Source organism: Porphyromonas sp. COT-052 OH4946, assembly GCF_000765965.1.
GTDB classification, from domain to species: Bacteria; Bacteroidota; Bacteroidia; order Bacteroidales; family Porphyromonadaceae; genus Porphyromonas; species Porphyromonas gulae.
Map to the genome: position 1 here is coordinate 1 of NZ_JQZY01000027.1, position 25,572 is coordinate 25,572.

The following is a 25,572-nucleotide window of genomic DNA, read 5'->3' on the forward strand; positions in this document are numbered from 1 at the left end:
CTGCTATGAAGATAAGAAAACTTGCAGATTTAGCAAAGATATTCGCAAACTAATTTGCTGAATATCAGAGATTAAAAAGAATTTTAAGGGACGACTATTTATCGCATAAGTGCGTCACTGATCTTGATGCCGGCAGCGGCCGAAAAAGGGAATCGTGCTTCATTATTTATTACTTTTGCGCGATAATGTTCTTGTGTGGACGCGGCCGATGACCGAATCGCGCACAGGAGGAGCAAAAACATTCTTACAGGAGCAAAGCGTACAGTATGGAAATAGCGAGCAAATACAACCCCGAAGAGGTAGAATCGAAATGGTATAACTACTGGATGGAATATGGCTGTTTCATCTCCGTTCCCGATGGACGAAAGCCATATACCGTGGTGATCCCCCCACCCAACGTGACGGGAGTACTCCACATGGGGCATATGCTCAACAATACGATTCAGGACATCCTCGTACGCCGTGCCCGCATGAAAGGGTACAACGCCTGCTGGGTGCCGGGTACAGACCATGCCTCCATAGCCACTGAGGCGAAGGTGGTAGGCCGATTGGCCGCTCAGGGTATCAGCAAGCAGGATCTGGGCCGAGAGGAGTTTCTCCGTCATGCATGGGACTGGACCCACGAGCACGGAGGCATCATCCTCGAACAGCTCAAGCGTCTGGGAGCATCCTGCGACTGGACACGGACAGCCTTCACGATGGACGAATCACGCTCCGAGAGCGTGATCAAGGTGTTCGTGGATCTCTACAACAAAGGACTGATCTACCGTGGCATACGGGTGGTAAACTGGGATCCGAAAGCACTGACTGCCCTCTCGGACGAAGAGGTGATCTACAAAGAAACGAACGGCAAGCTCTACTATCTGCGCTATTTCGTAGAGAACGAACCGGACAAATATATAATAGTAGCGACGACTCGCCCCGAAACCATCATGGGCGACACGGCCGTCTGCGTGAATCCGAACGACGAACGCTACCGCTGGCTCCGAGGCAAACGGGTGATAGTGCCCACCGTAGGGCGTGCAGTACCCATCGTCGAAGACGAATATGTGGATATGGAGTTCGGTACGGGCTGTCTGAAAGTGACACCTGCACACGATGTCAATGACTATATGCTCGGGCAGAAACACCGGCTCGAAAGCATAGACATATTCCACGACAACGGCATTCTCAACGAACATGGCGGCCCGTACGCCGGTATGGAAAGATTCGATGTGCGTAAGAAGATCGAACAAGACCTGATCGATGCCGGTCTGATGGAGCGAGTGGAGAACTACATAAACAAGGTAGGCTACTCCGAGCGTACCGATGTACCCATCGAACCGAAGCTCTCGATGCAGTGGTTCCTGCGGATGGAAAGTCTGGCCAAACCGGCCCTCGATGCCGTGATGAACGATGAGATCAAACTGCATCCGGCCAAATTCAAGAATACCTACCGCCACTGGATGGAGAACGTGAAGGACTGGTGCATCAGCCGACAACTTTGGTGGGGGCATCGCATCCCTGCCTACTACCTGCCGGACGGAAGTATCGTAGTGGCGGAGACGGCCGAAAAAGCGGTGGAACTGGCCCGCAAGCAAACGGGATCGGACTCGCTCACGGCAGAGGATCTGCGTCAGGAAAGCGACTCGCTGGATACGTGGTTCTCCTCGTGGCTATGGCCGATAAGCGTATTCGGCGATGTGCTGGATCCGGAGAACGAAGAGCTGGACTACTACTATCCCACGAGCGACCTCGTGACGGCTCCGGACATTCTCTTCTTCTGGGTAGCCCGTATGATCATAGCTGGCTATGAATATCGTGGCAAGAAACCCTTCGACAACGTATATCTGACCGGTATCGTGCGCGATGGTCAGGGCAGAAAGATGTCCAAGAGCCTCGGCAACTCGCCCGATCCTATCATGCTGATGGAGAAATACGGTGCCGATGGAGTCCGCATGGGACTGATGATGGCCGCTCCGGCCGGCAACGATGTGCTCTTCGACGAATCGCTCTCGGAGCAGGGACGTAACTTCTGCAATAAGATATGGAATGCCTTCCGCCTCGTAAAAGGATGGCAGCAGGCAGAAACGGCCACGCAGCCCGAAGCCTCGGCACTGGCTGTGAAATGGTTCGGCTATCGCCTCGATGAAGTGAAGACGGAGCTGGACGATCTCTTCTCCAAATACCGCCTGAGCGAGGCGCTGACACTGGTTTACAAGCTGTTCTGGGACGACTTCTCCTCCTGGTATCTGGAGATGGTGAAGCCGGCATACGGTCAGCCGATGGACGCGAAGACCTACGGCAGTACGATCGGATTCTTCGACCAGCTGCTGCGTTTGCTCCATCCCTTCATGCCTTTCATCACAGAAGAGCTATGGCATGCACTCGAACCGCGTCACGATGGCGAGACCATCATGCTCTGCCTCCTGCCCGATGCGCATGAGACGGACAGGGACTTCCTACAAGCCTTCGATCGTACACGGGAGATCATAGCCGCCATTCGCAATATCCGTACCGGCAAGAATATTCCTTTCAAGGAAAAGCTGACGCTCGAAGCAGGAAGCGAACACGATACGTCCTTCGATGCCGTTATCATCAAAATGGGCAACCTCGAAGCCATCGGCCGAGTGGAAGAAAAGACGGGCGGCTCTACCTCTTTCCTGATCGGTACGCTGGAATACGCCATCCCGATGGGCGGATTGATCGACGTGGAGGAGGAGATCAAGAAGCTGTCCGACGAACTGGCCTATCAGGAGAAATTCCTCGCTTCAGTCATGAAGAAGCTCGGCAACGAAAGCTTTGTGGCCAAGGCTCCGCAGGCTGTCATAGAGCTGGAGCAAAAGAAGAAAAGCGATGCTGAAGCGCGAATCGCCACACTTCGAGACAGTCTGAACCAGTTGCAATCGACCAAATAAACCCCATACACAATCTCTTTAGCCAACAATGAAACCGAACGAAGTACAGATTCAGCTCGAACGCCTGTTCCGCACACCGATCGAACACCCCGACAGCTCCAAAACGGCACCGATAGCCATCAGTGATCTTTTCGTCCAAATAGATCCGGCTACAGGGGAAGTACAGCTATTCAACGACAAGGACGAAGAACTCCATCGTGTGGTCATATACGATTGGATCCAAGAAGGACGGACGGAGATACCGTCCGCAATGAGGCAGGAGCTTCGGGCCGCAGTCAAAAGACTGCATGCAGCCCGATTCTTCGACAAAGACCAATTTGTACGCCCCTTCTCAGTAGCTCTGACACAGGAGGATTTCACGATTATCGAGGAATTGCTCTTCATCGACGACGAACTGATTCAGCTGGATTCGGCCCTATTGGAAAATTTGGACGAAGAATTGAATAATTTTCTTGCCGAACTTCTTCCGGATATGGAATAATTATTTACCTTTGCAGCGCTTTCGAGAGAGGGCGGGCGGTCGCAAGGCCGTCTACAGACTGCCGAAATAGCTCAGTTGGTAGAGCAATTCATTCGTAATGAATAGGTCGCCGGTTCGAGTCCGGCTTTCGGCTCTGACTTTAGAGATTGTTGTTAATGTGTTTGGCTGTGTTGCGATTGTTCGTAGCACAGTCTTTTTTTATGGGCAGTGCATCGGCATAATGGAGCGGAGCGGTCGTATGCTTCGATAGATAGGCTCGGTAAACGAAAAGGCTACTATCTTTGTTTCATCCATAGAACAATACTTACTAACGAACAAATACAAACGATCATTATGTCAGAACATGCACGCTGTCTCATCATCGGTTCCGGACCTGCCGGCTATACCGCAGCTATCTATGCTTCTCGTGCCAACCTCAACCCCATTCTCTACGAAGGGATACAACCCGGCGGTCAGCTAACGACTACGACCGAGGTGGAGAACTTCCCGGGCTATCCCGAAGGAATCACCGGTACGGAACTGATGGAAGACTTGCGCAAACAAGCGACCCGCTTCGGAGCGGACATCCGTTCGGGTATCGCCACAAAAGCCGATTTGAGCAAGGCTCCTTACCGAATCACGATAGACGGGGAAAAGGAAATCACAGCCGATACGCTTATTATCTCCACGGGTGCCACAGCCAAATACTTGGGCTTGGCCGATGAAGCCAAATATGCCGGTATGGGCGTTTCTGCCTGTGCAACCTGCGACGGATTCTTCTACCGCAAGAAGAAAGTAGCCGTAGTGGGAGGAGGCGATACCGCATGCGAGGAGGCTCTCTATCTGGCATCGCTGGCCGAGCATGTGTACCTGATCGTACGCAAGAACTACCTCCGTGCCTCCAAGGTAATGCAGGAGCGTGTGATGAATACGGCGAACATAACCGTTCTCTTCGAGCATAATACCGTGGGTCTATTCGGCGAAAACGGTGTGGAAGGTGCTCATCTGGTGAAACGCAAAGGAGAACCGGACGAAGAGATGGTGGACATTGCCATCGATGGCTTCTTCCTTGCTATCGGTCATACGCCCAACTCCAAGATCTTCGCCGACTACCTCGACTTGGACGAAGTGGGCTATATCCTGACGGAAGGTTCATCTCCGCGTACAAAAGTACCCGGCGTATTCGCTGCCGGCGACGTTGCCGACCCACACTATCGTCAGGCTATCACGGCTGCCGGATCAGGCTGCAAGGCTGCTATCGAAGCAGAGCGCTATTTGGGCGAGCACGGTCTATAAAAAGCATTGCTTCAATACAGAAAAGACAAAACCGGCCAAGGAGAGCTATTTCCTCTCTTTGGCCGGTTCCGTTTTTTGTCACTTTCGCCTCATAGCGATGCTTTTCTTTCAGGTTTTTCTGATATCCATATTATATCGATCATCATCTTGGCCATTGATTCTGAATTATTAATCTTAAATAGCATTATTTCATTGATGCATGTAAAGAATTACTATTGCCTTCAAGAATGTATAAAATATTCAACAAAGGAGTCTAATAGAAAACATCGTCACAAGCCCGATATTGCCCTGAATCTCTGATAGAAAAAGGAAAAGACACGGAACATATTTATTGGAGAAAGAAGGGGTGCTATTGGTGCTTAAAGCCCAGAAAACAGCCCCTATATTTCGATTCATCTCCACAGAATATTGCCTTTGGCTTTGCGTTTTTTATTCATAAACCAAAAGTTATATCTATTTTTGGCAACCGATAGGATAAATACCCTTTCCGGAAGAGGGAGATATCTGCCCTGAGCTGAAAGAGAATGGAAAATAACGATAGATTGAACTCACTTTGGGTGAGAAAAATTAAGAGACTGGTCGATTTTTGTCTCGCATTGATTTTTTTAGCCATTGCCCTGCCTTTTATGCTGATCATAGCATTGGTGATTTTCATGCAAGACGGGGGGTCTGCAATCTTTTCACAAGAACGTATCGGTCTTGGTGGAAAGCCTTTCATGCTATATAAGTTTCGCTCGATGAAGATGGATGCGGAGGCCAACAATCAACCTCAGCTATTCCAAGAAAATGATTCCAGGCTGACGAAGTTCGGTCGTTTCCTGAGGGCCTCTCACTTGGACGAGTTGCCCCAATTCTGGAATATCATCAAAGGGGATATGTCTATCGTAGGCTATAGGCCCGAAAGGGAATATTACATCCGTCAGATAATGGAACGAAATCCGGACTACGCGCTTTTGTACCAAATAAGGCCGGGGCTGTTTTCCTATGCTACGTTGTACAATGGCTATACGGATACGATAGAGAAGATGCTGGTGCGTCTGGAGATGGATTTGATGTACTTGCAGAAAATCAGTTTCTGCTACGATACCAAGATTTCGATACTGACGATCTCTTCTATCCTAATCGGCAAGAAGGTATAAGTAAGTAAACCACAGATTTTACGAGGGAGGGTTCGAAAGACTTTCCCTTTTTCACTGTAACGAGTTGGGAATGTGGCAGCTTTGCTTACTCTCAAATTGGTCAGAGAGGCAAAGGGCGACCAATCAGCTTTTCGTTTTGAAGCAGATACCAGCAAAAAGATAACCCATTGATCGATGTCGGACGGAAACGTCCGTCCTGCTCTACCTCCCGCAATACGGGCTGCATGATCTGCTCAAAACCGATGATATCGCCTTTCCAAATAGAAGGACGCGGCATAAATGGGCGAAGCAAAGGCTTTACGGTTCGTTTGAGCCGATAAACGGGAGAAGAAATAATACCATGCAGGTCCAAATCGTCTGAAAAAGAGATACCACTCTCACCGTACAGCTCACGGCAAATATCATCATAGATACGCTTTCCATAGCGGTATTCAAAGGGAAGAGAATAGGCAAAATCAAGCAACTCCTTATCAAGGAGCATGCAAGCTGTATCCAACCCGAAGAAACGCCATGATTGCTGGCTATTGAGCATATACTTGGGGATGTTTTCCCACTGCATATACTGCTCGAAAGTGCGATAGGCCGGCTGTTGTATTTGATCGTAGCCGGCAAACAGCTTTGCCTGCATGGAGAGCAATCGTTCCTTCTGTTTACTGTTGAACTGTTGGTTCATCTGCTTGTGGGAGTAGAGGATACACGACAGCTCATTGAGCGAAAGTTTGCTCTCTGCCAAACGGGGGTGCATCAGCTGAGAACCACCCAAGTCATCTCCCTGATGGCCGGGCAAAACAACAGCATTCGATGGGAATGGAACCATGCTATTATGCACCGATCCGGATGCGATACTTCCAGCTGCTATGAACTCTTGGTAGTAATAGCAGGAAGATAGTCCGGTCATATTGTACATATAAGACAGAAACTCAGCATCCTGTGTATAGTCGGCTCGGTCGGATCTTACACTGTTGATATAGACGAATGGGAAGCCGAGTCTATCCGCCACTTTAGCAGCTTTCACACTGTCCGGATTTCCTTCTTTACCATAGGAAATGCAATAGACATGGGGGTACTTCAGGCGGTGCAGCATATAGGCTATCATCCGCGAGTCGAATCCGCCAGAAAGAGGGAGTATGGCCGGCCGGCCATTCAGATAGCCGACAAGTCGTTTGCCGGCACGAATGAGGCGGTGCTTCAGTTCCTCTTTAGCCTCTTCATAAGATAATGGGTGGCTGTCAAACGGAGCATATCGGTCTACCGTATCGTAGGCTGTAATCGTAATGCCCTTTCCGGCTCTATATCGCATAGCGTGTCCGGAGGGTAGTTTCCGAATCTCACGAATCAATGTGCTATCAGCCGGAGTATATCCCCAACGCAAGAAAAAGAGGACAGCGTCATCATCCCAGTTGTCCGGCTCTGTGAGCAATGAATAACCGTTCTCCGCCATACGGAGTCCATCGGAAAAAAGACGGTAGTAGAGACGCTGTGATGAGCGATGGTCAGTCGCAGCCCAGACTTCGCCATCTGCACGTTGGAAGGCGACAGCCCATTCCCCCGTAATACGCTTAGTTCGGGAAAGAAAGTCATCCCAATCCGAAGCCGCATGGAAGAAGGCTTGCAGTTTTTGGGAAGTAAGATGCCGGTCTCCATCGAAGATAAACCCTGCTGAGTAACCGGCCATTATATCAATATCTTTCTTTGGGAGCAAAGGAGTGAAGTCTGAGGCTATTTTCATATTTGCGAATAATCATATAGAACCATGCTATCTGCACAAATGAGTCAAGCGCACGCTCGGCAAAATGCAGCCACATATATTTTTCGAAAGGTAACAGTCGGGTTCCTATCAGTATAACAAGCAACTGAACAACCAATAGAATGGCTTGCATCTTCATGAACTTGCGCTGCTTCCCAAACAAATCGGGCAGGAAATTATATACGGACGATAGAAAATTGAAGATAAAGAACGGCAGCATAGCCATTATAATGGATGAACACAACAGCCATTTCTCCCCTAAAATAACAACGACAAGCGGCTCCAAAAAGAAGAAAAGGAGGATAGAGCCCAGTACAGCTACCAAAAGCCAAATGAGGACGAACCTACGGATCGGAAGGATGAAAGACTGCCCGGCATTCTTCTGTTCGGCAACTCGTCTGAACCAAACTCGGCTGAGTGAATCGCTAATAAGTTGCATAGGCCTACCGGCAAGCATATAGGCCATACCATACAGCCCGACGGCTGCATCGTGGTATTGCAAAGGCAATAGCAAGGATACAAGAATACCGGACAAGATGTCTATAACGGCCTGAGGCAATGAATAACGCGGGAAATTGGCATAGGTACGGGCTGCTATTCTCAGACGTTGGCAAGTAACATATCGCTTGTATTGGGACAAAAGAGCCTGCTTGCGTACAAGGGGAAGGATACCTGCCATACCACCGAGCAGGGCCGCAAGCTGAAGCCCCCAAAAGCCCATCTTGAGAAGGCCGAAACCTATTCGAAGCAGATTATTGCCCAGTCCTTGACTGATCTGTGCAATACTCATACGGCCATATTGATTATGCGAATTAGCCCATGACAACAAGGAAATTACTCCTGCAGCAAAGAAGACGAAAAGGGGAAGCAGGAATAGATGCGTTTGCTGTCCGCTGTATCGCGAATCCGTCAAAAAGGGATTGATAATGAGGACTACCGGAATAAGAGCCAAGCAAAAGATCAAATTGAACCGAAGAGATGTAAACAGCAACAACAATGCTCTTTCTTTCGATGGTGCCAATATGGTAGCTTGATCATAACGCCCAGTGGCAACGATCGTGAGGACACCCACAATGGAAAGGAAAACGGTAATTTGACCGATCTCGGATTCGGTATAGATACGTCCGATAACGGGAAGTAGCAAGAAAGCCAATACCTGTACAAAGGTACCGGCACTGATCAGTTTCATGCTGTTTGCCGTCATGGAACTCTGCCCTTGCTTCAAGGACGAGCGTCCTTCCTCTTTTATCATCGTGAAGACGGTTCGAATGTTTTAATTGCTGATACCACGGTATGGATTTCCTCTGTCTCCATTTCCGGATAGATGGGGATAGACAAAACTGTTCGAGACAGCGACTCCGACACATCCAAAGATTCAGCCCGACGAGCAATACCTATGAATGCCGGCTGCCTGTGAAGTGGTATCGGATAGTATATCATCGAGGCAATCTTATGTTTGGTCAGATGCTCCCGCAGTCTGTCGCGCGTATTCTCATCGAAGAGCTTAAGGGTATATTGATGATAAACATGTACTGACTGTTGCAGGGAGATCGGAGTATGGAGCCATTCGATGCCTTCGAGCAAAGAGGTATAGCACGAGGCTACCTCATTCCGGTGTGTATTGAAACGATCCAGATACTGCAATTTCACACTGAGAACGGCTGCCTGAATGGTATCGAGTCGAGAGTTGCATCCTATAATGTCATGTTTGTATTTGACCTTTTGACCATGGTTGGATATCATTCGCACTCGCTCGGCCAATTCATCATCATTCGTCGTGATGGCACCACCATCTCCATAGCAACCCAAATTCTTCGATGGAAAGAAAGATGTACAACCTATATGCCCCATTGTTCCTGTCTTTCGTTTATTGCCATCGGAGAATGTATATTCGCCACCCATTGCCTGAGCATTGTCTTCGATAACGAACAAATCATTTCGCTTGGCAAAGTCCAGAAGCGGTTCCATATTGCAGGACTGACCAAACAAGTGTACCGGTATGATTGCTTTCGTCTTGTCGGACAGACATTTCTCACAACTCTCAGGTGTAAGATTGAATGTAACGGGATCTACGTCAGCGAAAATAGGAGTCAATCCTAACAAACCGATAGCTTCAGCACTTGCGGCATAAGTGAAATCGGGCACAATGATCTCATCTCCAGCTTTCAATCCAACAGCCATCAGGCTGATCTGCAGTGCATCTGTACCATTGGCACAAGGGATCACATGCTTTACATTCAGATAGGCTGCCAAATCTTCCGCAAAAGCATGTACTTCTTTGCCATTGATGAATGCGGTGCTATCGATAACTCCTTGAATGGCCTCATCGATCTGCTTTTTCAGCTGCTGATACTGCTTTTTCAGATCAACCATCACGATCGGTCGGGATATAGAGGTAGGCATGGTTGTTTGTCTTGTTGATGAAAGAGAATAATAGGAAGAAAAAAAGCTGTGTCGGGGGTTGGCTCCCTGATACAGCTTCTTGTATTTCTGCCTAAAGATCGATTTTCGTCACGTTGGTCTGTTCTATCACGGATTTATCAAAAGAAGAGCCTTATCTTATTATTTCGGAAATAATTTTCAGAGGCTCTGCAATCTTTGGAGACGTTTGAGTTCGCCATTTTGGATCAAGAAAAATGTGGGCAGCGACCTGACGTTGAATGACAAGGCTGCTTTTCCCTCACTATCGTTCACCGTGATCCAAGGGAGTGTACGCGTTGCATTCTGCCAGAAATATAAGTCCTTGTCAAGAGAAATCTCATATATCTGAAATCCATTGTTGCGATGCCGTTGATACAACGCTCTTTGTTCTTTTACCAGAGAAGGCGACCATTCTGCCTGATGGGAGGTAAAAGCTATCAATACCTTGCTATTTGCTTCTACAACTTTTGATAACGGCTGTTCATTGCCTCGGCTATCGATTAAGGTTATTTCGGGAATATCTTTCACTTCTATTTTGCGAGTGGAAATATCTTTTGCGACACGATCTCTTCGCATGGCAGCGATTCCCAAGAGAGAAAGATCTCTAACGCTTTTGGTATAGGGCGAAGTTGGGTAGTAAGTATCGTAAGCCGTAGCTACAGCTGCAAAGGCCTTGGCATCTATAGGGTCGTAGACATTGAAATACAAAAGACCGTCTTTCTGCTGGAACAGCGCAAAGTACGAAGCCGGTGATTTAGGATCCTGGAAAATGAAATCGTTACGCAATGTGGTCTTAAACTCATCTATCACCTTAGCAATAGTGTCTTGATACTGTGCGGCGTTCAGCTTGTTCGCTTGGAAAGAGCAATACAATCCATCCAAACGACCATCCGTTTGACCTTTCAATGTGGCAATCTTGCGGATATTGTCATTCTCAACACCCAGATTGTCTTCGATAGTATAGTTAGAAAAGTTGTTCCGATCTGTTTGTATACTGATTCTCGATCCGATCTGAGCAACAAAATTGATCTGCTGCCTCTTAAATTCAAGCTGGTAGAAAGATGGCATTGAGTCCGCTTGTGCTACAAAACTGAAATGACCTCTACGGTCAGGACTTGCAGAGTCAAGCACAGAAAGATCGCTCCCTACGATCTTAGTCAGATATACTTGCGCGGTATCCTCATAACTGGCAATCGAACCTTCGACCCGAAATGTATCTTTGTTACCACAGCTATTGAGAGAGAAAAGACAGATGAAAGCCAAACAGATCTGGCATAATTGCTTCATATTCGTCAAGAAAATGTGTCTATTAGTTTTTTTTACAGCTGCAAATATATGTTATACGATTTGTATATCACTCTAACAAACGCATTGACAACTGATAGTATAGTCGTTATTCCACATATTCAGCCTGCATAAATCAATCCTTTTTTGCTGTCGTTTGCTGCCGCAGTACAGCTAGACATGCCCTATTGACCCTACGACGCTCGGCATCGAATAGCCACCCCCATTTGTTGAAGTAACGGATGAGAGAAACAATATGGTGCCGAAGCAGTTTGGCATCATGATAAGAACCTTTCGCATAGGTATGTGTGATGGAGACTTTTGGGAAGAAAACAGTACGGGAAACTTGCCCTATACGTCTGCACAGGTCTAAATCTTCAGCATACATAAAAAAGCGCTCGTCAAACCCTCCTACTTGTCTAAGAATATCCATTCTTACAAACATGAAACACCCCGAAAGCGAAGGAATATCCTGAATCGTGTCATAAGACCAATAACGCAACTCGAATCGCTCGTTATTCCTCTCTCTATATGGTCTATAAGGAACAAATCGCCTGAGCATAACATCCCATGGACGAGGAAACAATTTGCATAAATGCTGCAATTCTCCATTAGGATAGTACACTTGCGGCATCAACAATCCTATATCAGGATTTTCATCCATATATGCAGCGAGTGCAGGCACTACTTCCGGGCCGAACTGTACATCTGGATTAAGGATTAGATGATAAGGTGGGTTGAAGCGGGCTGCCTCTCTTATAGCTATATTGTGGGCTGATCCGAATCCTATATTACGGTTATTGAAAAAATACTGGATATCCTCAGGCCGCTCTTCTTCGAGAATACGGAGGCTGTCAGTCGGAGAATTGTCTATAAGAATGAGCTTCTTCTTAGTTATCGTATCAGAGAAAAATGAGTTAATAACGTCCCGAATAGTATCCGGTTTGCTCTTATAAAGTACGATCGAAGCTGTAATAATCGAACATGCGTTCTTCATTGAATTTATTTTAGTGAAGCCAATAGTTCTGTATAGTAGTTCTGATATTGTGCTGACATTGTTTCGGCAGAGAAACGATGCCTGATATCGAAGACTTTTTGAGGGTTGAACGTATGACCAAGGCTTTTTAGTATGCAGACCTCCAATTCTTTTTGGTTTCCTACGGAAAAGAACAGATCATTGTTCTGAAAGCCTTTGCCACAGATCTCTCTGAAAGGAGGTAGATCTGTGGCTATAACAGGTTTGCCACAAGCAATAGCCTCCAGATAATTCAGACCGAAACCTTCCGAGTGCGAAGCCGTGATGGCATAATCTGTGGCCATCATATACTCATGGACATTTTTCTGAAAACCCAATAGCCTGATATGATCAATCTTGTCTCCGATTTCCTTTTGACAAGCTTCTCTCAACGGTCCATCGCCGACAAAGAAGAGGTAAGAGTCTTTGTCCAACTTTCCACTCTGTAAAAGGGACAAAAAGGCTCGAATAATGATGAGAGGATCCTTCCGAGAGAACAAACGACCTACGACAAGAAAGATTTTTCCGGATACAGGTAGTCGCAATTGATGGCGCAGTTTTTTCTGAAGATCCTCATCCGGTATTTGGAAAAGAGAAAGATCGACACCATTGTGGATAATACGTATTCTTTCCCTTCCATCCTTTATATAGGGCGCATAGTATTCTTGTACCGCTCCACTTATTGCAGCATAATGCCCTATTTTACTGAAGCTACGCAAATACCGAAAATTCATATAGTTCCCCAACAGGTTACCTTTCAAGAAGGTAAAGTCATCTTTGGAGATGTTATGAAGGGTACTTATGCATGTTATATTCTGAGACAGTCGGGATGCAATCAGATCGGGATGGTATCCATGACTGTGAAGGATATGAGCATTCTCAGCTTGTAGAACAGACAAAACCTTTCGTGCTATCCTCGCGGTCTGTAGCTCCAGAGAAAGAAGGCTGTAGTTGAGGTAAATACATTTTACATCTATGGATCTTAGCTCTTTCACTATCGGATCTTCCTCGTCCTCATGGCGCAAACAAATGACGACAGGACGGAATTTGTCTCGATCCAGATGTCTAATGATGTCTCGCAAGACTATCACCGGCCCTGTTTGGACAATATTATTGATCAGATGTGCAACGGTTATCATACTACATAGAATGTTTTGTCAGGGCGAAATGAATACAGAGCGACATCAGGCTCTCATTATTCTTTTCATTTTCTGTTCTATTTTACACAGGAAATATCCTAAGTATCTCATGAGGAAAGAGTCAGACAACTGACAAAGAAATCTAAACCGTATCAATAGATGGTATTGCATGGATCCGATTTTCTTAGGATTGAGCACTCGGTATTCCTTTATTGTTTTATATTGACTGAAAGGTGCTTTGTCATAAAACATTTTAGCCGCATTCAAATAGGCTATTTCAAAATCAGCCTCGAATTCGGAAGGATCGCTAAGACTGTTTGCATACTCCCGACAGTCGTCTATCGCGGAAAACAACTGCGCCAAACTTTCAGTCTTGATCGTGGATATATACGAGCTTTCATTCTTCTGCTCATAGTGGATGGAAGGAATCGGCAGATAGTCTATACGATCGGTATGCAAGAACAAAGGGAAAATCGAACGCAAGTCTTCCAGCAGATTTTGCCCTCTCGTATGCTTGAGGGCAAATTGTTTGTAGTGCGCGCTTTCGAAACATTTGTTCGTCAAAAAGCCCTGCAGCTCTCCTTTGAGCAAGGCATGGGCACATATTCTCCCTGACCTTCCCGGAGGACGTTGAGGATAATACACCTGCTTTTTCCGGTAGTCGGCTATATAATCCGTGATCAGTACTTGGCTATTACACTGAGTAACTTTCTCAATGCAGCAGCTGACAAAATCTTCGCTGTCCCAATAGTCATCGCTATCGAGGAAAAACATATACTCCCCCGTAGATAGTTCGATGGCTGTCTTCCTGGCCCCAGCCAGACCTTTATTCTGCTCGTGTACTATCAGCTTACACACGTCTTCCTTTTTATGTGCTTTGATCAGTTTTTCTACGATTGCTCGACTGTTATCCGGAGAGGCATCGTCCACTATGATTATTTCCAGAGACGAGTATGTCTGTCTGAATACAGACAACAGACAACGTTCGATAAACCTCTCTACCTTATACAGAGGAATGAGTACGCTGACCAAAGGGGAGTGGACGATCATAATTAGCTAATAATATTTTTCAGAAGAGTATAGACTTATAGTTGGCATATGGCTCGGAAGGACTGCTGAGATCCTTCAGCATAAAGAAAGTGAATACAGCGAGAATCCCCAGAATCGCACTTCTTTGCCACAATCGTTCCGACTGTATGTAAGCATTGGGCAACAATATAAAGATGAAAATGAAAGGATAGAACATAATTCTCATTGCCACCTCAAAAGATATGGTTGTATTATATATCAGAATCGATACGACATAGAGGAAGATATACAGACGGTTTTGAGTATCTTTCTTTTCAAGATCAGACTGAATCATCAGAAAGAAAATAGCAATCGAATTGAGGAAGAGCTGATAAAGACCCGAAGAAGAAACGGCCGATACAAACTGCTTCTTTATATAGAAGCCATATCTTTCCGGCAAGAGCGTAGCTGCATAGTCGGCAACAGGCTCAAGAATGATGGCTCCAAATATCCACGTAACGACCAAACCGACTATTATCGGCCTTTTGTCGATCCGCTTCGTGGCCAAAGGAACCAATATCAACATGGCCAATGCACTAACATGGAAGAGAGCGGAGGTGCCGATACAGATATAGAAATAAACGTATTTTTTGGACAAAAAGAGTGGAAATGATGCGAATACGATAGCCATGGCCACATACTGTCGTACCATGTTCATCGTCTCGAAATACCCTCTATATATAAGGACAAAAGCAATGACCGAAAAGATACAATCCTTGGACATCTTTTTCATCCCAATGAACATCAGAAGAATAGTCACAAAGGCTACAAAGAAAAGCCATGCATGAAAATCCAAGCCCAAAGAATGAAAGGCTTTATTGATCCATTGCCACACCAATTCGAAGTTATGGGCTGTTTTGCCATCGGGAAATTGATAAGCATGTTCGTAGAGCCTATAGTCTCTTCCCATTCCGATCCTTGTGCCGGAGAATATCACAAGGGCGAGTCCTGATATCCAAAAGACGAAGGTTTTGAACCGATCGTCATATTTGTCTGCAAGGAACAAAACAGCAAGAAAGCCGAATAAAACGAAATAGGGCAACATGATTGTTTATCTGGTTGAGGCAGATTCAATAGCGAAACTTCCTATGTTGAGCAGGCTGATGCCGCTGTCTGGCGGAAGCTCGTACACATTACGACCATCAATGACCAAAGGTGAAGCCATCGCTCGAGAGAGAGCTGCCCAGTCAGGCATTCTGAATTCCTTCCATTCCGTCACATGGAACAAAGCCTCTGCTCCCCGGACTGCATCGTACATATCCGTGGCATATTCCACTTTGTCGCCCAATCTTTTTTGTGCCTCTTTCATCGCCACAGGATCGTACACTCGGACCCTGCAACCAACTTCCAGCAGCTTCTCGATGAGTACCAGCGAAGGGGCTTCACGCATATCATCGGTACCAGGCTTGAATGAAAGCCCCCATATTGCCACACGCCGACCTTGAACATCGCCATTATAATAGGCCGAGAACTTATCGAACAGGATACTCTTCTGCTTCTCGTTCACACGTTCAACGGCTTGTAGGACTTCCATCGTGTAACCGTTGTCTTCTGCTGTCTTGATAAGAGCTTTGACATCCTTGGGGAAGCAGGATCCACCGTACCCACAACCCGGGTACAGAAACTTGCTGCCTATACGTGAATCGGAACCGATACCGAGACGAACCATCGAGACATCTGCACCCACTCGTTCGCACAAGTTGGCCACATCATTCATAAAGCTGATCCGAGTGGCCAGCATGGCATTGGCAGCATATTTGGTCATTTCAGCCGAAGCAATGTCCATGAAAAGAACACGGAAGTTGTTTAAGAGCATTGGCTTATAGAGACTTGTGATCAGTTCGCGTGCCCTGTCCGAATCCACTCCCACAACCACTCTATCGGGTTTCATAAAGTCATCGATGGCATTTCCTTCTTTCAGAAACTCCGGATTGGAAGCGATGTCGAAGTCAATCAGCACCTCACGCTTGTCCAATTCTTCCTGTATAGCCGTTCTGATCAGTCGGTACGATCCCACCGGTACGGTACTCTTGGTAACGACCAGAATATAACGGCTCATGGCACGACCGATACTACGGGCAGCATCGAGCACATAGCTCATATCCGCACTGCCGTCTTCACCGGCCGGTGTACCCACCGCTATGAATACAATATCGGCTTCCGGCACGGCTTGCTTTATCTCCGTTCCGAATCGCAGTCTGCCGGCTTTCACATTGCGAGCTATCATTTTTTCAAGCCCCGGCTCATAGATGGGGATAGTCCCGCTGTTCAGCTGATCGATTTTATTTCTATCAGTATCTATGCAGCGAACATTTGCCCCCAACTCCGCAAAGCAAGTAGCACTGACCAGTCCCACATAGCCGATACCGACTACGGCAATATCCATATTGTAATAGCTGATTGAGTTCTTCGGCACAAAGGTAAGATAAAAAGGAGAAGCTCTATCGGGAGAAAGTCGGCTATTTCCTCGTCCTGTAGCAGGAATATGGCACTTGCTACCGAAAGGACATGAGATACAAAAACCATGCCTATAAGTGTATGTAAGCCGATAAACCAGTTACATGTCCGGACTTCCTGCAAAAAAAGAAATGGGCCGACTGCCGATGCAAGCCTGCCCCATTTCCTTTGATCAACGAATCCCTCCTTTCAGAGGCAAAAGTCGATTACGCCTCTTCACCGGCAAATTCCATCAGATAAGCCTTGATAAAATCATCTATGTCACCATCCATAACGGCATTGACATTGCTCGTCTGATAGTTGGTACGATGGTCTTTCACACGGCGATCATCGAATACATAGCTGCGGATCTGCGATCCCCACTCTATCTTTTTCTTGCCGGCCTCCACTTTGGCCTCTGCAGCCCGTCGGCGTTGCAGTTCCATCTCATAGAGCTGTGAGCGGAGCAGCCGCATAGCATTTTCGCGGTTATCGTACTGGGTACGGCTCTCCGTATTCTCGATCACGATTTCTTTGTCCTCTCCCGTTTCTGGATCTTTGTACTTGTAGTGCAGTCGGACTCCCGTCTCTACCTTATTAACGTTCTGTCCACCTGCTCCACCTGAGCGGAAAGTATCCCAACTGATACCGGCAGCATTGATCTCGATCTCGATAGAATCGTCCACCAGTGGCACGACAAATACGGAGGCGAACGATGTCATACGCTTACCTTGTGCGTTATAGGGAGAGACGCGAACGAGTCTATGTACCCCATTCTCGCTCTTGAGAAATCCGTAGGCCAAATTGCCTTCCACCTGCATCGTCACAGTCTTAATACCTGCTTCATCTCCATCCTGCCAGTTGGTTATCGTTACTTGATACCCCTGCTTGTCTGCCCAACGCTGGTACATACGCACCAGCATGGAAGCCCAGTCTTGGCTCTCGGTTCCTCCTGCACCGGCATTCACTTTGAGCACGGCACCGAAGTGATCCTCTTCGGATCGGAGCATATTCTTCAGCTCCACCTCTTCTATCAGCCGGATGGCATGAGCATAGGCTTCATCCACCTCCTCTTCAGTGGATATACCCTCCTTGCAGTATTCGAAAGCGAGCTTCACCTCCTCGGCAGCTGTGTCGATGGCATCGTAGTAGCCTATCCAGCTCTTCAGCTCTTTCACCTTGCGCATCTGTGCCTCGGCACGCTTGTTGTCCTCCCAGAAGGCAGGATCCTGTGTGCGCAGTTCTTCCTCTTCTAATTGGATACGTCTGTTATCGACGTCAAAGATACCCCCTCAGCGCATCACGGCGCTCCAACAGAGAGTTCAGTTGGTCTATAGTAATCATCGATAATTATATGAGTTTTGTTAGTTTTTGCTTCGTTCGGCGTCCCAATAACATCTGCCGAAAAACCACTGTACCCGAATGCGCTCCGTATGCTTCCGGGACAGTGCATGGGGGAAAACGAGGCTCAAAGGTACATCTTTTCGATGGCTTCGGCATAGTGTTCGTTGATCACTCGCCTTTTGAGTTTCATCGTCTCGGTCAGTTCGCCCTTCTCCAAAGTGAAAGGCTCAGTGAGGAGCGTAATGTACTTCACCTTCTCATAGGCAGCAAGCGAATCTTGTCCAGCCTCTATTCTGGCCATCATCAGGCGGTTGATTTCAGGATTTGCAGCCATCTCGTCTACAGACATTGTTTCAGCCTGTTTAAGTCCCCTTTTGATGGTAGCCTGTCTGACCAATTCCCAATTCGGATAGACCAAAGCACTCACATACTTGAACCTATCGCCTATTACTGCTATCTGCTCGATGATGGGATCCTTGGTCAGCATCCCCTCGATCATCTGTGGTGCTATGTACTTTCCGTTGGCAGTCTTGTACAGATCTTTTATCCTCTCCAGAAAATAAAGCGTTCCATCCGGATCCATGCGTCCGGCATCGCCCGTACGGAAATAGCCGTCAGACGTGAAGGCTGCGGCGGTCTCCTCCGGCAGATTATAGTATTCGGACATGATGGATTCGCCCTTGACCAATATCTCGTTATTGTCCGGATCTATTCGGACGTCCAGCCCCGGCATCACTTTGCCCATGGAGCCGATCTTGAATCCTCGCTGCGGGTAGAAGGACACAGTGGCAGTCGTTTCGGACAGACCATATCCGACAATGATGGGAATGTTTACGGACTGAAGGAAGACGTTGATCTCATCCGACAGCGGTGCTCCGGCCGTGGGGAAATAACGTCCTCGCTGTAGTCCCAATACGCGCTTGAGCAGGGTGAATATGGTGCGGTTGTAAAAGGCATACTGCATACTCAGAAGCAGTGGCGCGCGTTTCCCCTCATTCCAATAGTCGAGACGATAGCGCTGACCCACGGCCATAGCACGTCTATAAAGACCTTTCAGAATGCGAGGGGAGGAGGCCATCTTCTCGTTTACGCCCTGATACACCTTCTCCCAAAATCGCGGCACATTGCACATGAGCGAGGGGCGTATTTGAGGCAGTGCTTCCAGTACTTTCTTCGGATCTCTCAGGATGGCGATCCTCGTTCCCGTCGTCAGGCAAAAGAGCGTCCATGCCTTTTCGAAAATATGACTCATCGGCAGGAAGGCTATCGACAGCTCGCCCGGCCCATAGACGGGAATATGCTCGCTATGGACTTTCATCTGACACATCAGATTGCTGTGCAAGAGGAGGACGCCCTTGCTCCTGCCGGAAGTGCCCGATGTATAGATGATCAGTGCCGGATCGGAAGGAATGGCTTCGCGAGAAGAGACTTTGACCTTGGTCTCATTCGGCATGGAATCGCCCAAACGAACAAATTCGGAAAAGTATTTCGAAGTCTTATCCTCCGGATTGAGCACCACGCGCTCATCGAATACGACTATGCGCTTTAGTGTACCACATTCTTTCTGTACCCGATAAGCATTGTTGTATTGGAACTGCTCTCCGACAAACAGCGTCTCCATGGATGAATCCTCCACGATGAAACGCAACTGTTCCGGTGAGCTTGTGGCATACAAAGGCACCACTACACCTCGCATGGCGAAGGCTCCCAGCTCGGCATACAGACAGTGTACCATATTGGGAGAATAGATACCTATTCGCTCCCCCGGTTCCAGACCGATCTCGGCTAATGCTTTCGCAGCATTCATGACGCCGGCAGCAAATTTGCCCCAACTGATATTGCGCCATTGTTTGCTTTCGCGATCGTAATATTTGATTATAGTCTTATTTGGGGATTTTTCAGCCTGTCGCTGAGGCAATTCTGCCGGATGATAGATAGTGACCGCCATCATGAAATCGATATTTTACCGGCATCTGTTTTATAGCCGCCGTTTCCGAGTACAAAGGTAGTCTTATTTGTCGGTCTGTCACGACTGTACAATTCCGGGCCTGTCATTTTTCGCTACCTTTGCAGCGTCTGACAAGCCTCTCTTTCATGGAATGGAAAGACGGATAGGACTAAAGCAAGCGTTTTTCTTGCTGAATACAAGTAAATTAAAGACATATTGTACCGAGAATGATTGCACGATTAGAGACTTCGGCTTTTGCTGTTAGTACATACTTGGCAGCAAGTACGACTACCCTACCCTGCTGCTTTACACCTGATAATGATTCGATATGCCACAAGGCTCTCGGACAAAGGGCTTTACTATGCTATGACGAGTAGAGTGGAATAAGACTTCGACACCACCTCAAACTTATAAGGCACCCCCTCGATTCGTAGCTGAATCGAGGGGGTGTCTCTTTTATTTCGGCTCTCGAAAAAGCCTTTTTCATCCTGTTATTTATATATAAATCATTTACGATCTATATATTTATAGAAAACCATTTATATATAAATCGAAAACGATCTGTATATAAATTGAAAAAGCTTTATATATAAATCGTTTCCATATCTTCTCTAGGTCGAATTTCAAACTAAAAAAATCCGTTTTCTCATCCGTTTGATTTCAAAATCCGCTTCCATTCAGGTGCTTATTTGGAATCATTCTAAACTCATCTTCGTTGTTGAAAACTTTTTTGGCGCGTATTTTTCGATCGAAAGTATAAGAAAAAATTCAATCCCATGAAGTCTATGAATTTATACATTTTAAGAAGAGAAGAAATGAAAGCGTTAGCAACTGACGCAGAGAAAGGACAAGCAAGTCTCCGAATCACATCTATGCTGCGATAAACATGCTTTACACCTCCTTCTACATTGAAAACATGTTTTTCCCGTATGATGAAGAATTTGCTATCTTTGGGAAGATGGGCCGGAACGACATTTCACCGGCTATAGACAAAAAGCATATTCATCATGAACAATTTTAAGTTTAAGAATCCTACCGAACTTATCTTCGGACAAGGGATGATCAAAGAACTACCCAAACGAGTGCCGGCCGGTGTTCCTGTCTTGGTCACTTTCGGAAGTGGTAGCGTTCGATACAATGGCGTATACCGGGCCGTAAAGGATGCTCTTGATGGCTATAATTTGGTGGAGTTTTGGGGTATCGAGTCCAATCCTAAAATAGAAACTCTTCGGAAAGCGGTGGCCATGGGCAAAGAGCATAATTGTCAGTTTGTCCTCGCTGTCGGTGGTGGCTCTGTAATAGACGGTAGCAAGCTGATCGCAGCAGCCATACCCTATGAAGGAGATGCCTGGGAATTGGTACTCAAAGGTTACAGCCGAGACACGATACTCCCGCTTGGGACGGTGCTGACCATACCGGCTACGGGATCGGAAATGAACAGCGGGGCTATTATTTCGAGAGAGGAAACGAAAGAGAAACTTGTTTTCCGAGGCAATTTCCCCGTTTTCTCCATTCTCGATCCGGAAGTGACTTTCAGCCTTCCTCCCTATCAGATAGCTTGTGGGCTGGCTGACAGCTTCGTCCATGTCATAGAGCAGTATATAACGACTCCGGGACAAAGCCGTCTGATGGATCGATGGGCGGAGAGCATTATGCTTACGCTGAAAGAGATTGCCCCTCTGATCCGTGAGAATCCGCACAGCTATGATCTGATGGCCGACTTTATGCTCTGTGCCACGATGGCACTGAACGGATTCATCGCCATGGGCGTCACTCAAGACTGGGCTACGCACATGATCGGACATGAGATAACGGCACTGACCGGACTCACGCACGGACATACGCTGGCCATAGTGCTACCGGGTACTCTTCGCACATTGGGACACGATCACAAGAGAGAGAAGATGCTCCAATATGCCGAACGAATCTGGGATATAAAAGAGGGAACGGAGGAGGAGCGTATAGATGCTGCTATTGTTCGTACAGAGGAATTCTTCCGCGAACTCGGACTGAAGACGCGACTGGAAGAGATGCACATAGGAGCAGAGGTGATAGAGGAAATAGAGCGTCGGTTTATCGAACGAGGGGTCAGCTATGGCGAAGCATTGGATGTCGATGGGCCTATGGCTCGCCGCATACTCGAAGTATGCCGATAAGCTTCTCGACAGATCTGTGATTAAACTCACAACAAAAAAGCGAATCCGACTGTTATAAGGACGGTTGCCAAAATCAGCACTGATTGCTATTTAATGGTGATACCGTGACTCAAAACATTAAAAACAATAAGCAAAGAACAATGAGAAAGATTGTAGTTACAGCCCTCATGGGTATCGGTCTCTTGGTAGGCACGACAGTAAATGCTCAAACGCAAAAGAAAGTAGAAGCCGCTAAGACAGAACAAACAGCAAAGAAACAAGAGTGTGCGCGTCACCACGACAAAGCTTGCGACGCGAAGAAAGCCGGCGAGAGCTGCAAAGACAAGGCCAAAGACGCCAAGGGCTGCTGCAAGGATAAGGCTAAGGATGCCAATGCAAAGGGTTGCAGCAAAGACAAAGCCAAAGACTGCAAGAAGAGTGACTGCCACAAATCAGGAAAAGGCGAGTGCAAGAGCAAACACGGCCACAAATCTTGCGAAGGCAAAGACAAGGCTAAAGCAGGAAACTGCCCGCACGCCAAGAATCACGGAAAGACAACTGACAAGCAATAAGAAAGAGAGTCAAAAAAAGACTCATTAAAATATAGCTGCTTTTTAGCAATTTACAAAACCGATTGGATGGACTTAATTTTAGAGTTCACCAATCGGTTTTTTATATATCTTTGTCCGCATAGCATTATAATTTTGAAAAATTAAGCGGCAATAATAATTATGACTATCAGCAAGTTGTGCAACAGGATTTTCGATGAGGCCATCAAAGCCTATAATGTCACTGACAGCATAGACGCAGCCTGCAACAATCCATATCGGCCTCAAACGATCGAGCATTATTTGTTTTTGAAGAATTGGATCGATAATGCCCAGTGGCATATGGAAGATATTATTCGTGATCCCAACATCGATCCGGCTGATGCGTTGGTGATCAAACGCCGTATCGACAAATCCAATCAAGACAGAACCGATCTTGTGGAGCTGATAGACAGCTATTTTCTCGATACATACAAGGATGTGAAGGTACTGCCCGATGCTACGATCAACACCGAAAGTCCGGCATGGGCAATCGATCGCCTTTCGATACTGAAGCTCAAAATCTACAATATGCGCTTGGCTACTGAGCGTCCCGATGCCGACGATGCACACCGAGCCAAATGTCAGGAGAAGCTCCGAGTGCTTATCGAACAGGATGCCGACCTCTGTACGGCTATCGACCAGCTTGTGGATGATATAGCAGCCGGTCGCAAGTACATGAAAGTGTACAAGCAGATGAAAATGTACAACGACCCCACTCTCAATCCGATTCTCTTGGGCAAGAAGTAGAAGTAGAAAATAAAGGCCCTTCACTTAATCCGCTCTCCATACGGACAACCCAAGTTCCCCGTTTATTTCCTTTCTGTCGTTCTCCCATGGCTCGTTATCTGATAGTCCGCTTGTCGGCAATAGGCGATGTGGCAATGACAATACCGGTTTTGTATGCAGTGGCCAAGGCATACCCACAGCATAGTTTTACCCTGCTGACCCAGCCTTTCCTGACATCGCTACTGATCAACCCTCCGAACAATTTGGAGGGAATGGGGATCGACATTAAGCACGAGGAGTCTTCCCTGATCGGCCTTCTCACGTACATCAGACGGCTCAAGGATGAGCAGTTCGACTATGTCATCGACCTGCACAACGTAATCAGATCCAAGATTATTCGCTTCTATCTTCGCTTTTTCGGAGTCAAAGGGTTTTGTCTGAAGAAACCGCGGCTACAACTTCGGCAACTTACGGCCAAGCCACCCAAAAAGCCAACCCGATTACCTTCCGTAATAGAACGATACGCTCAGGTTTTTCACAAAGCCGGGCTTGAAATACATCCTCCCTACCCCATTCTTCTGAACGACTCCGGCCATATCTCTACCGAACTTCCGATAGTGGAGATAGGCTCCGGACACCACCTCATTGGGATAGCACCGTTTGCCGGCCATGAAGCCAAGACATATCCGCCGGAGAAAATGCATGAAGTAGTACGCACGCTGGCCGAGAGAGACGATGTGCAGATTTTTCTTTTCGGAGGTAAGGGGAAAGAGAAAAAAATATTGGAGCAGTGGGCCGACGAATCGCTTCGCGTCGTATCCGTCGCCGGTCTGCTGTCACTGCCGGAGGAGCTATCCCTTATTCACGCCTTGCACTGTATGGTTTCGATGGATAGTGCCAATATGCACTTCGCATCATTGGTAGGCACACGGGTTATCTCTATCTGGTGTGCCACGCATCCGGCAGCAGGATTTCTCGGATATGGGCAATGCATAGAAGATTGTATCGGAGCAGACCTGGATTGCCGGCCTTGCTCCGTTTTCGGCAATAAACCCTGCTTCCGCAAGGATTATGCCTGCCGTACTCAGATTGAACCTCAACTTATCATTAACAAAATAGTTTCCACACTTACTGATTTGAATTCAGATGAAACTGAGAATTAATAAGCTGATTAGCGATGCCGGACTCGGCTCCCGCCGCGAAGCAGAGAAATACATCACCGAAGGAAGAGTGAAAATCAATGGCCGAATCGCTCGCTTAACGGATTTGGTCTGCGAAAAAGACATTGTTCTTCTTGATGATATTGACATTCCTATCAAGGATCTCATTCGTGAAGAAATCTCCCTGCGCAAATATGAGGAACGACTCGTACCCTCCGCCTCCAATCAAGGCGGCAGACAGGATGAAAAGCGAAAAAATCCGAGACCCAAACAACACAAGGAAGCTCCATCGCAACGCAATGCTGGGAAGCCTCGTTCCGAAAGCAGGACCCGCAATCGTTGGGACGACGATGATGACGATGACTTCGGCTTCGATACGGGACGCGGTTTTCGGAAAGGAAATAGAAAGAACGACTCATCTGTGAAAAAATTCCGACACTAAGCAGAGCCTAAAAAGTTGAGGTTCAGAAAAAAGAAGGCGCAGACTCCTACATCCAAGGGGTCTGCGCTTTCGCTATAATTTCCCTTGTCAAAATCGTATCTGCGGTAAGATTGCTGCACGGGAGTTTCATTGTATTCTTTTGCTCAGAGCAGATTCTTAGTTCTCTTCGGGCAAGGTCAAACCTCCGGTACATGGGCACCGAGCAAACAGAAATTTCACCAAATTTCCATCAGAGAAGTATTCCTTTCCTCGTCAAATCAATGCTTGTACCGATAGGCGAGAAATAAGGAATGATTGTCGGCTGTTTCTTGCTTCCTGCACGATG

At 47.0% G+C, this 25,572-nt stretch carries 20 protein-coding genes and 1 tRNA gene; 10 read left to right on the top strand and 11 right to left on the bottom strand.

All coding sequences use genetic code 11. The features are described 5' to 3' along the window. Positions 1 to 266 precede the first annotated feature (266 nt). From HQ50_RS08875 to HQ50_RS08895, 5 genes are all read left to right on the top strand, one after another. On the top strand, positions 267 to 2,897 hold the full coding sequence (locus HQ50_RS08875) for a valine--tRNA ligase (protein ID WP_039429881.1): 2,631 nt from the start codon (positions 267 to 269) through the stop codon (positions 2,895 to 2,897). Positions 2,898 to 2,925: 28 nt separating this feature from the next. Further along, a complete protein-coding gene (locus HQ50_RS08880; protein WP_039417933.1) occupies positions 2,926 to 3,378 on the top strand; it encodes a hypothetical protein in 453 nt (150 codons plus the stop codon). A 60-nt stretch (positions 3,379 to 3,438) separates the two neighbouring features. Next, positions 3,439 to 3,511 (top strand) — tRNA-Thr (locus HQ50_RS08885). A 200-nt stretch (positions 3,512 to 3,711) separates the two neighbouring features. Then, a complete protein-coding gene (trxB, locus tag HQ50_RS08890; protein WP_004584394.1) occupies positions 3,712 to 4,653 on the top strand; it encodes a thioredoxin-disulfide reductase in 942 nt (313 codons plus the stop codon). 524 nt (positions 4,654 to 5,177) lie between these two features. Then, positions 5,178 to 5,792 carry a sugar transferase gene (locus HQ50_RS08895; RefSeq protein ID WP_052074933.1) on the top strand — a complete coding sequence of 205 codons (615 nt, stop codon included), beginning with the start codon at positions 5,178 to 5,180 and terminating at the stop codon, positions 5,790 to 5,792. A gap of 100 nt (positions 5,793 to 5,892) precedes the next feature. On the opposite strand, the gene HQ50_RS08900 is transcribed toward HQ50_RS08895, so the two are convergent. The 11 genes from HQ50_RS08900 to HQ50_RS08950 all read right to left on the bottom strand — a co-directional run bounded on the left by HQ50_RS08900 (position 5,893) and on the right by HQ50_RS08950 (position 20,197). After that, positions 5,893 to 7,521, bottom strand: coding sequence for an asparagine synthetase B family protein (locus HQ50_RS08900; protein WP_039421417.1), 1,629 nt, complete (start codon positions 7,519 to 7,521; stop codon positions 5,893 to 5,895). Further along, positions 7,472 to 8,791 (bottom strand): lipopolysaccharide biosynthesis protein, encoded by a 1,320-nt coding sequence (locus HQ50_RS08905; protein ID WP_039429884.1) that lies wholly within the window; start codon positions 8,789 to 8,791, stop codon positions 7,472 to 7,474. Before HQ50_RS08905 ends, HQ50_RS08900 begins: the two co-directional genes overlap by 50 nt. After that, complete coding sequence (locus tag HQ50_RS08910; RefSeq protein ID WP_235317974.1) at positions 8,788 to 9,942, bottom strand: DegT/DnrJ/EryC1/StrS aminotransferase family protein; 1,155 nt, start codon at positions 9,940 to 9,942, stop codon at positions 8,788 to 8,790. Before HQ50_RS08910 ends, HQ50_RS08905 begins: the two co-directional genes overlap by 4 nt. A 177-nt stretch (positions 9,943 to 10,119) precedes the next feature. Continuing rightward, complete coding sequence (locus HQ50_RS08915; RefSeq protein ID WP_235317975.1) at positions 10,120 to 11,247, bottom strand: DUF4369 domain-containing protein; 1,128 nt, start codon at positions 11,245 to 11,247, stop codon at positions 10,120 to 10,122. A 133-nt stretch (positions 11,248 to 11,380) separates the two neighbouring features. Continuing rightward, a complete protein-coding gene (locus HQ50_RS08920; RefSeq protein WP_039421413.1) occupies positions 11,381 to 12,241 on the bottom strand; it encodes a glycosyltransferase family 2 protein in 861 nt (286 codons plus the stop codon). Positions 12,242 to 12,246: 5 nt separating this feature from the next. Then, complete coding sequence (locus tag HQ50_RS08925) at positions 12,247 to 13,398, bottom strand: glycosyltransferase family 4 protein (protein ID WP_039421411.1); 1,152 nt, start codon at positions 13,396 to 13,398, stop codon at positions 12,247 to 12,249. A gap of 45 nt (positions 13,399 to 13,443) precedes the next feature. Beyond that, the gene (locus HQ50_RS10915; RefSeq protein ID WP_080732508.1) at positions 13,444 to 14,448 is read right to left on the bottom strand and encodes a glycosyltransferase family 2 protein; all 1,005 of its coding nucleotides are present in this window, start codon (positions 14,446 to 14,448) and stop codon (positions 13,444 to 13,446) included. A 19-nt stretch (positions 14,449 to 14,467) separates the two neighbouring features. Continuing rightward, the gene (locus HQ50_RS08935) at positions 14,468 to 15,511 is read right to left on the bottom strand and encodes an EpsG family protein (protein WP_039429891.1); all 1,044 of its coding nucleotides are present in this window, start codon (positions 15,509 to 15,511) and stop codon (positions 14,468 to 14,470) included. 6 nt (positions 15,512 to 15,517) lie between these two features. Further along, positions 15,518 to 16,852, bottom strand: coding sequence for a UDP-glucose/GDP-mannose dehydrogenase family protein (locus HQ50_RS08940; protein ID WP_039417943.1), 1,335 nt, complete (start codon positions 16,850 to 16,852; stop codon positions 15,518 to 15,520). 277 nt (positions 16,853 to 17,129) lie between these two features. Next, a protein-coding gene (gene prfB / locus HQ50_RS08945) for a peptide chain release factor 2 (protein ID WP_152566926.1) occupies positions 17,130 to 18,246 on the bottom strand; the annotation gives its coding sequence in 2 pieces (ribosomal slippage) (positions 17,130 to 18,182 and positions 18,184 to 18,246; 1,116 coding nt in all). 124 nt (positions 18,247 to 18,370) lie between these two features. After that, entirely contained in the window at positions 18,371 to 20,197 is a 1,827-nt protein-coding gene (locus HQ50_RS08950) for a long-chain fatty acid--CoA ligase (protein WP_039429893.1), read from the bottom strand. 1,004 nt (positions 20,198 to 21,201) lie between these two features. Between HQ50_RS08950 and HQ50_RS08955 the strand changes: the two genes are divergently transcribed. From HQ50_RS08955 to HQ50_RS08975, 5 genes are all read left to right on the top strand, one after another. Then, positions 21,202 to 22,350: an iron-containing alcohol dehydrogenase gene (locus tag HQ50_RS08955; RefSeq protein ID WP_039429895.1), complete on the top strand. Its 1,149-nt coding sequence runs from the start codon at positions 21,202 to 21,204 to the stop codon at positions 22,348 to 22,350. 140 nt (positions 22,351 to 22,490) lie between these two features. Continuing rightward, a complete protein-coding gene (locus tag HQ50_RS08960) occupies positions 22,491 to 22,901 on the top strand; it encodes a hypothetical protein (RefSeq protein WP_018965648.1) in 411 nt (136 codons plus the stop codon). A 159-nt stretch (positions 22,902 to 23,060) separates the two neighbouring features. Further along, on the top strand, positions 23,061 to 23,666 hold the full coding sequence (locus HQ50_RS08965) for a DUF4254 domain-containing protein (RefSeq protein ID WP_039429898.1): 606 nt from the start codon (positions 23,061 to 23,063) through the stop codon (positions 23,664 to 23,666). Positions 23,667 to 23,752: 86 nt separating this feature from the next. Next, entirely contained in the window at positions 23,753 to 24,808 is a 1,056-nt protein-coding gene (locus HQ50_RS08970; RefSeq protein WP_039429901.1) for a glycosyltransferase family 9 protein, read from the top strand. Next, complete coding sequence (locus tag HQ50_RS08975) at positions 24,792 to 25,247, top strand: S4 domain-containing protein (RefSeq protein WP_039419184.1); 456 nt, start codon at positions 24,792 to 24,794, stop codon at positions 25,245 to 25,247. The genes HQ50_RS08970 and HQ50_RS08975 overlap by 17 nt, the downstream gene beginning before the upstream one ends. Positions 25,248 to 25,572 lie beyond the last annotated feature (325 nt).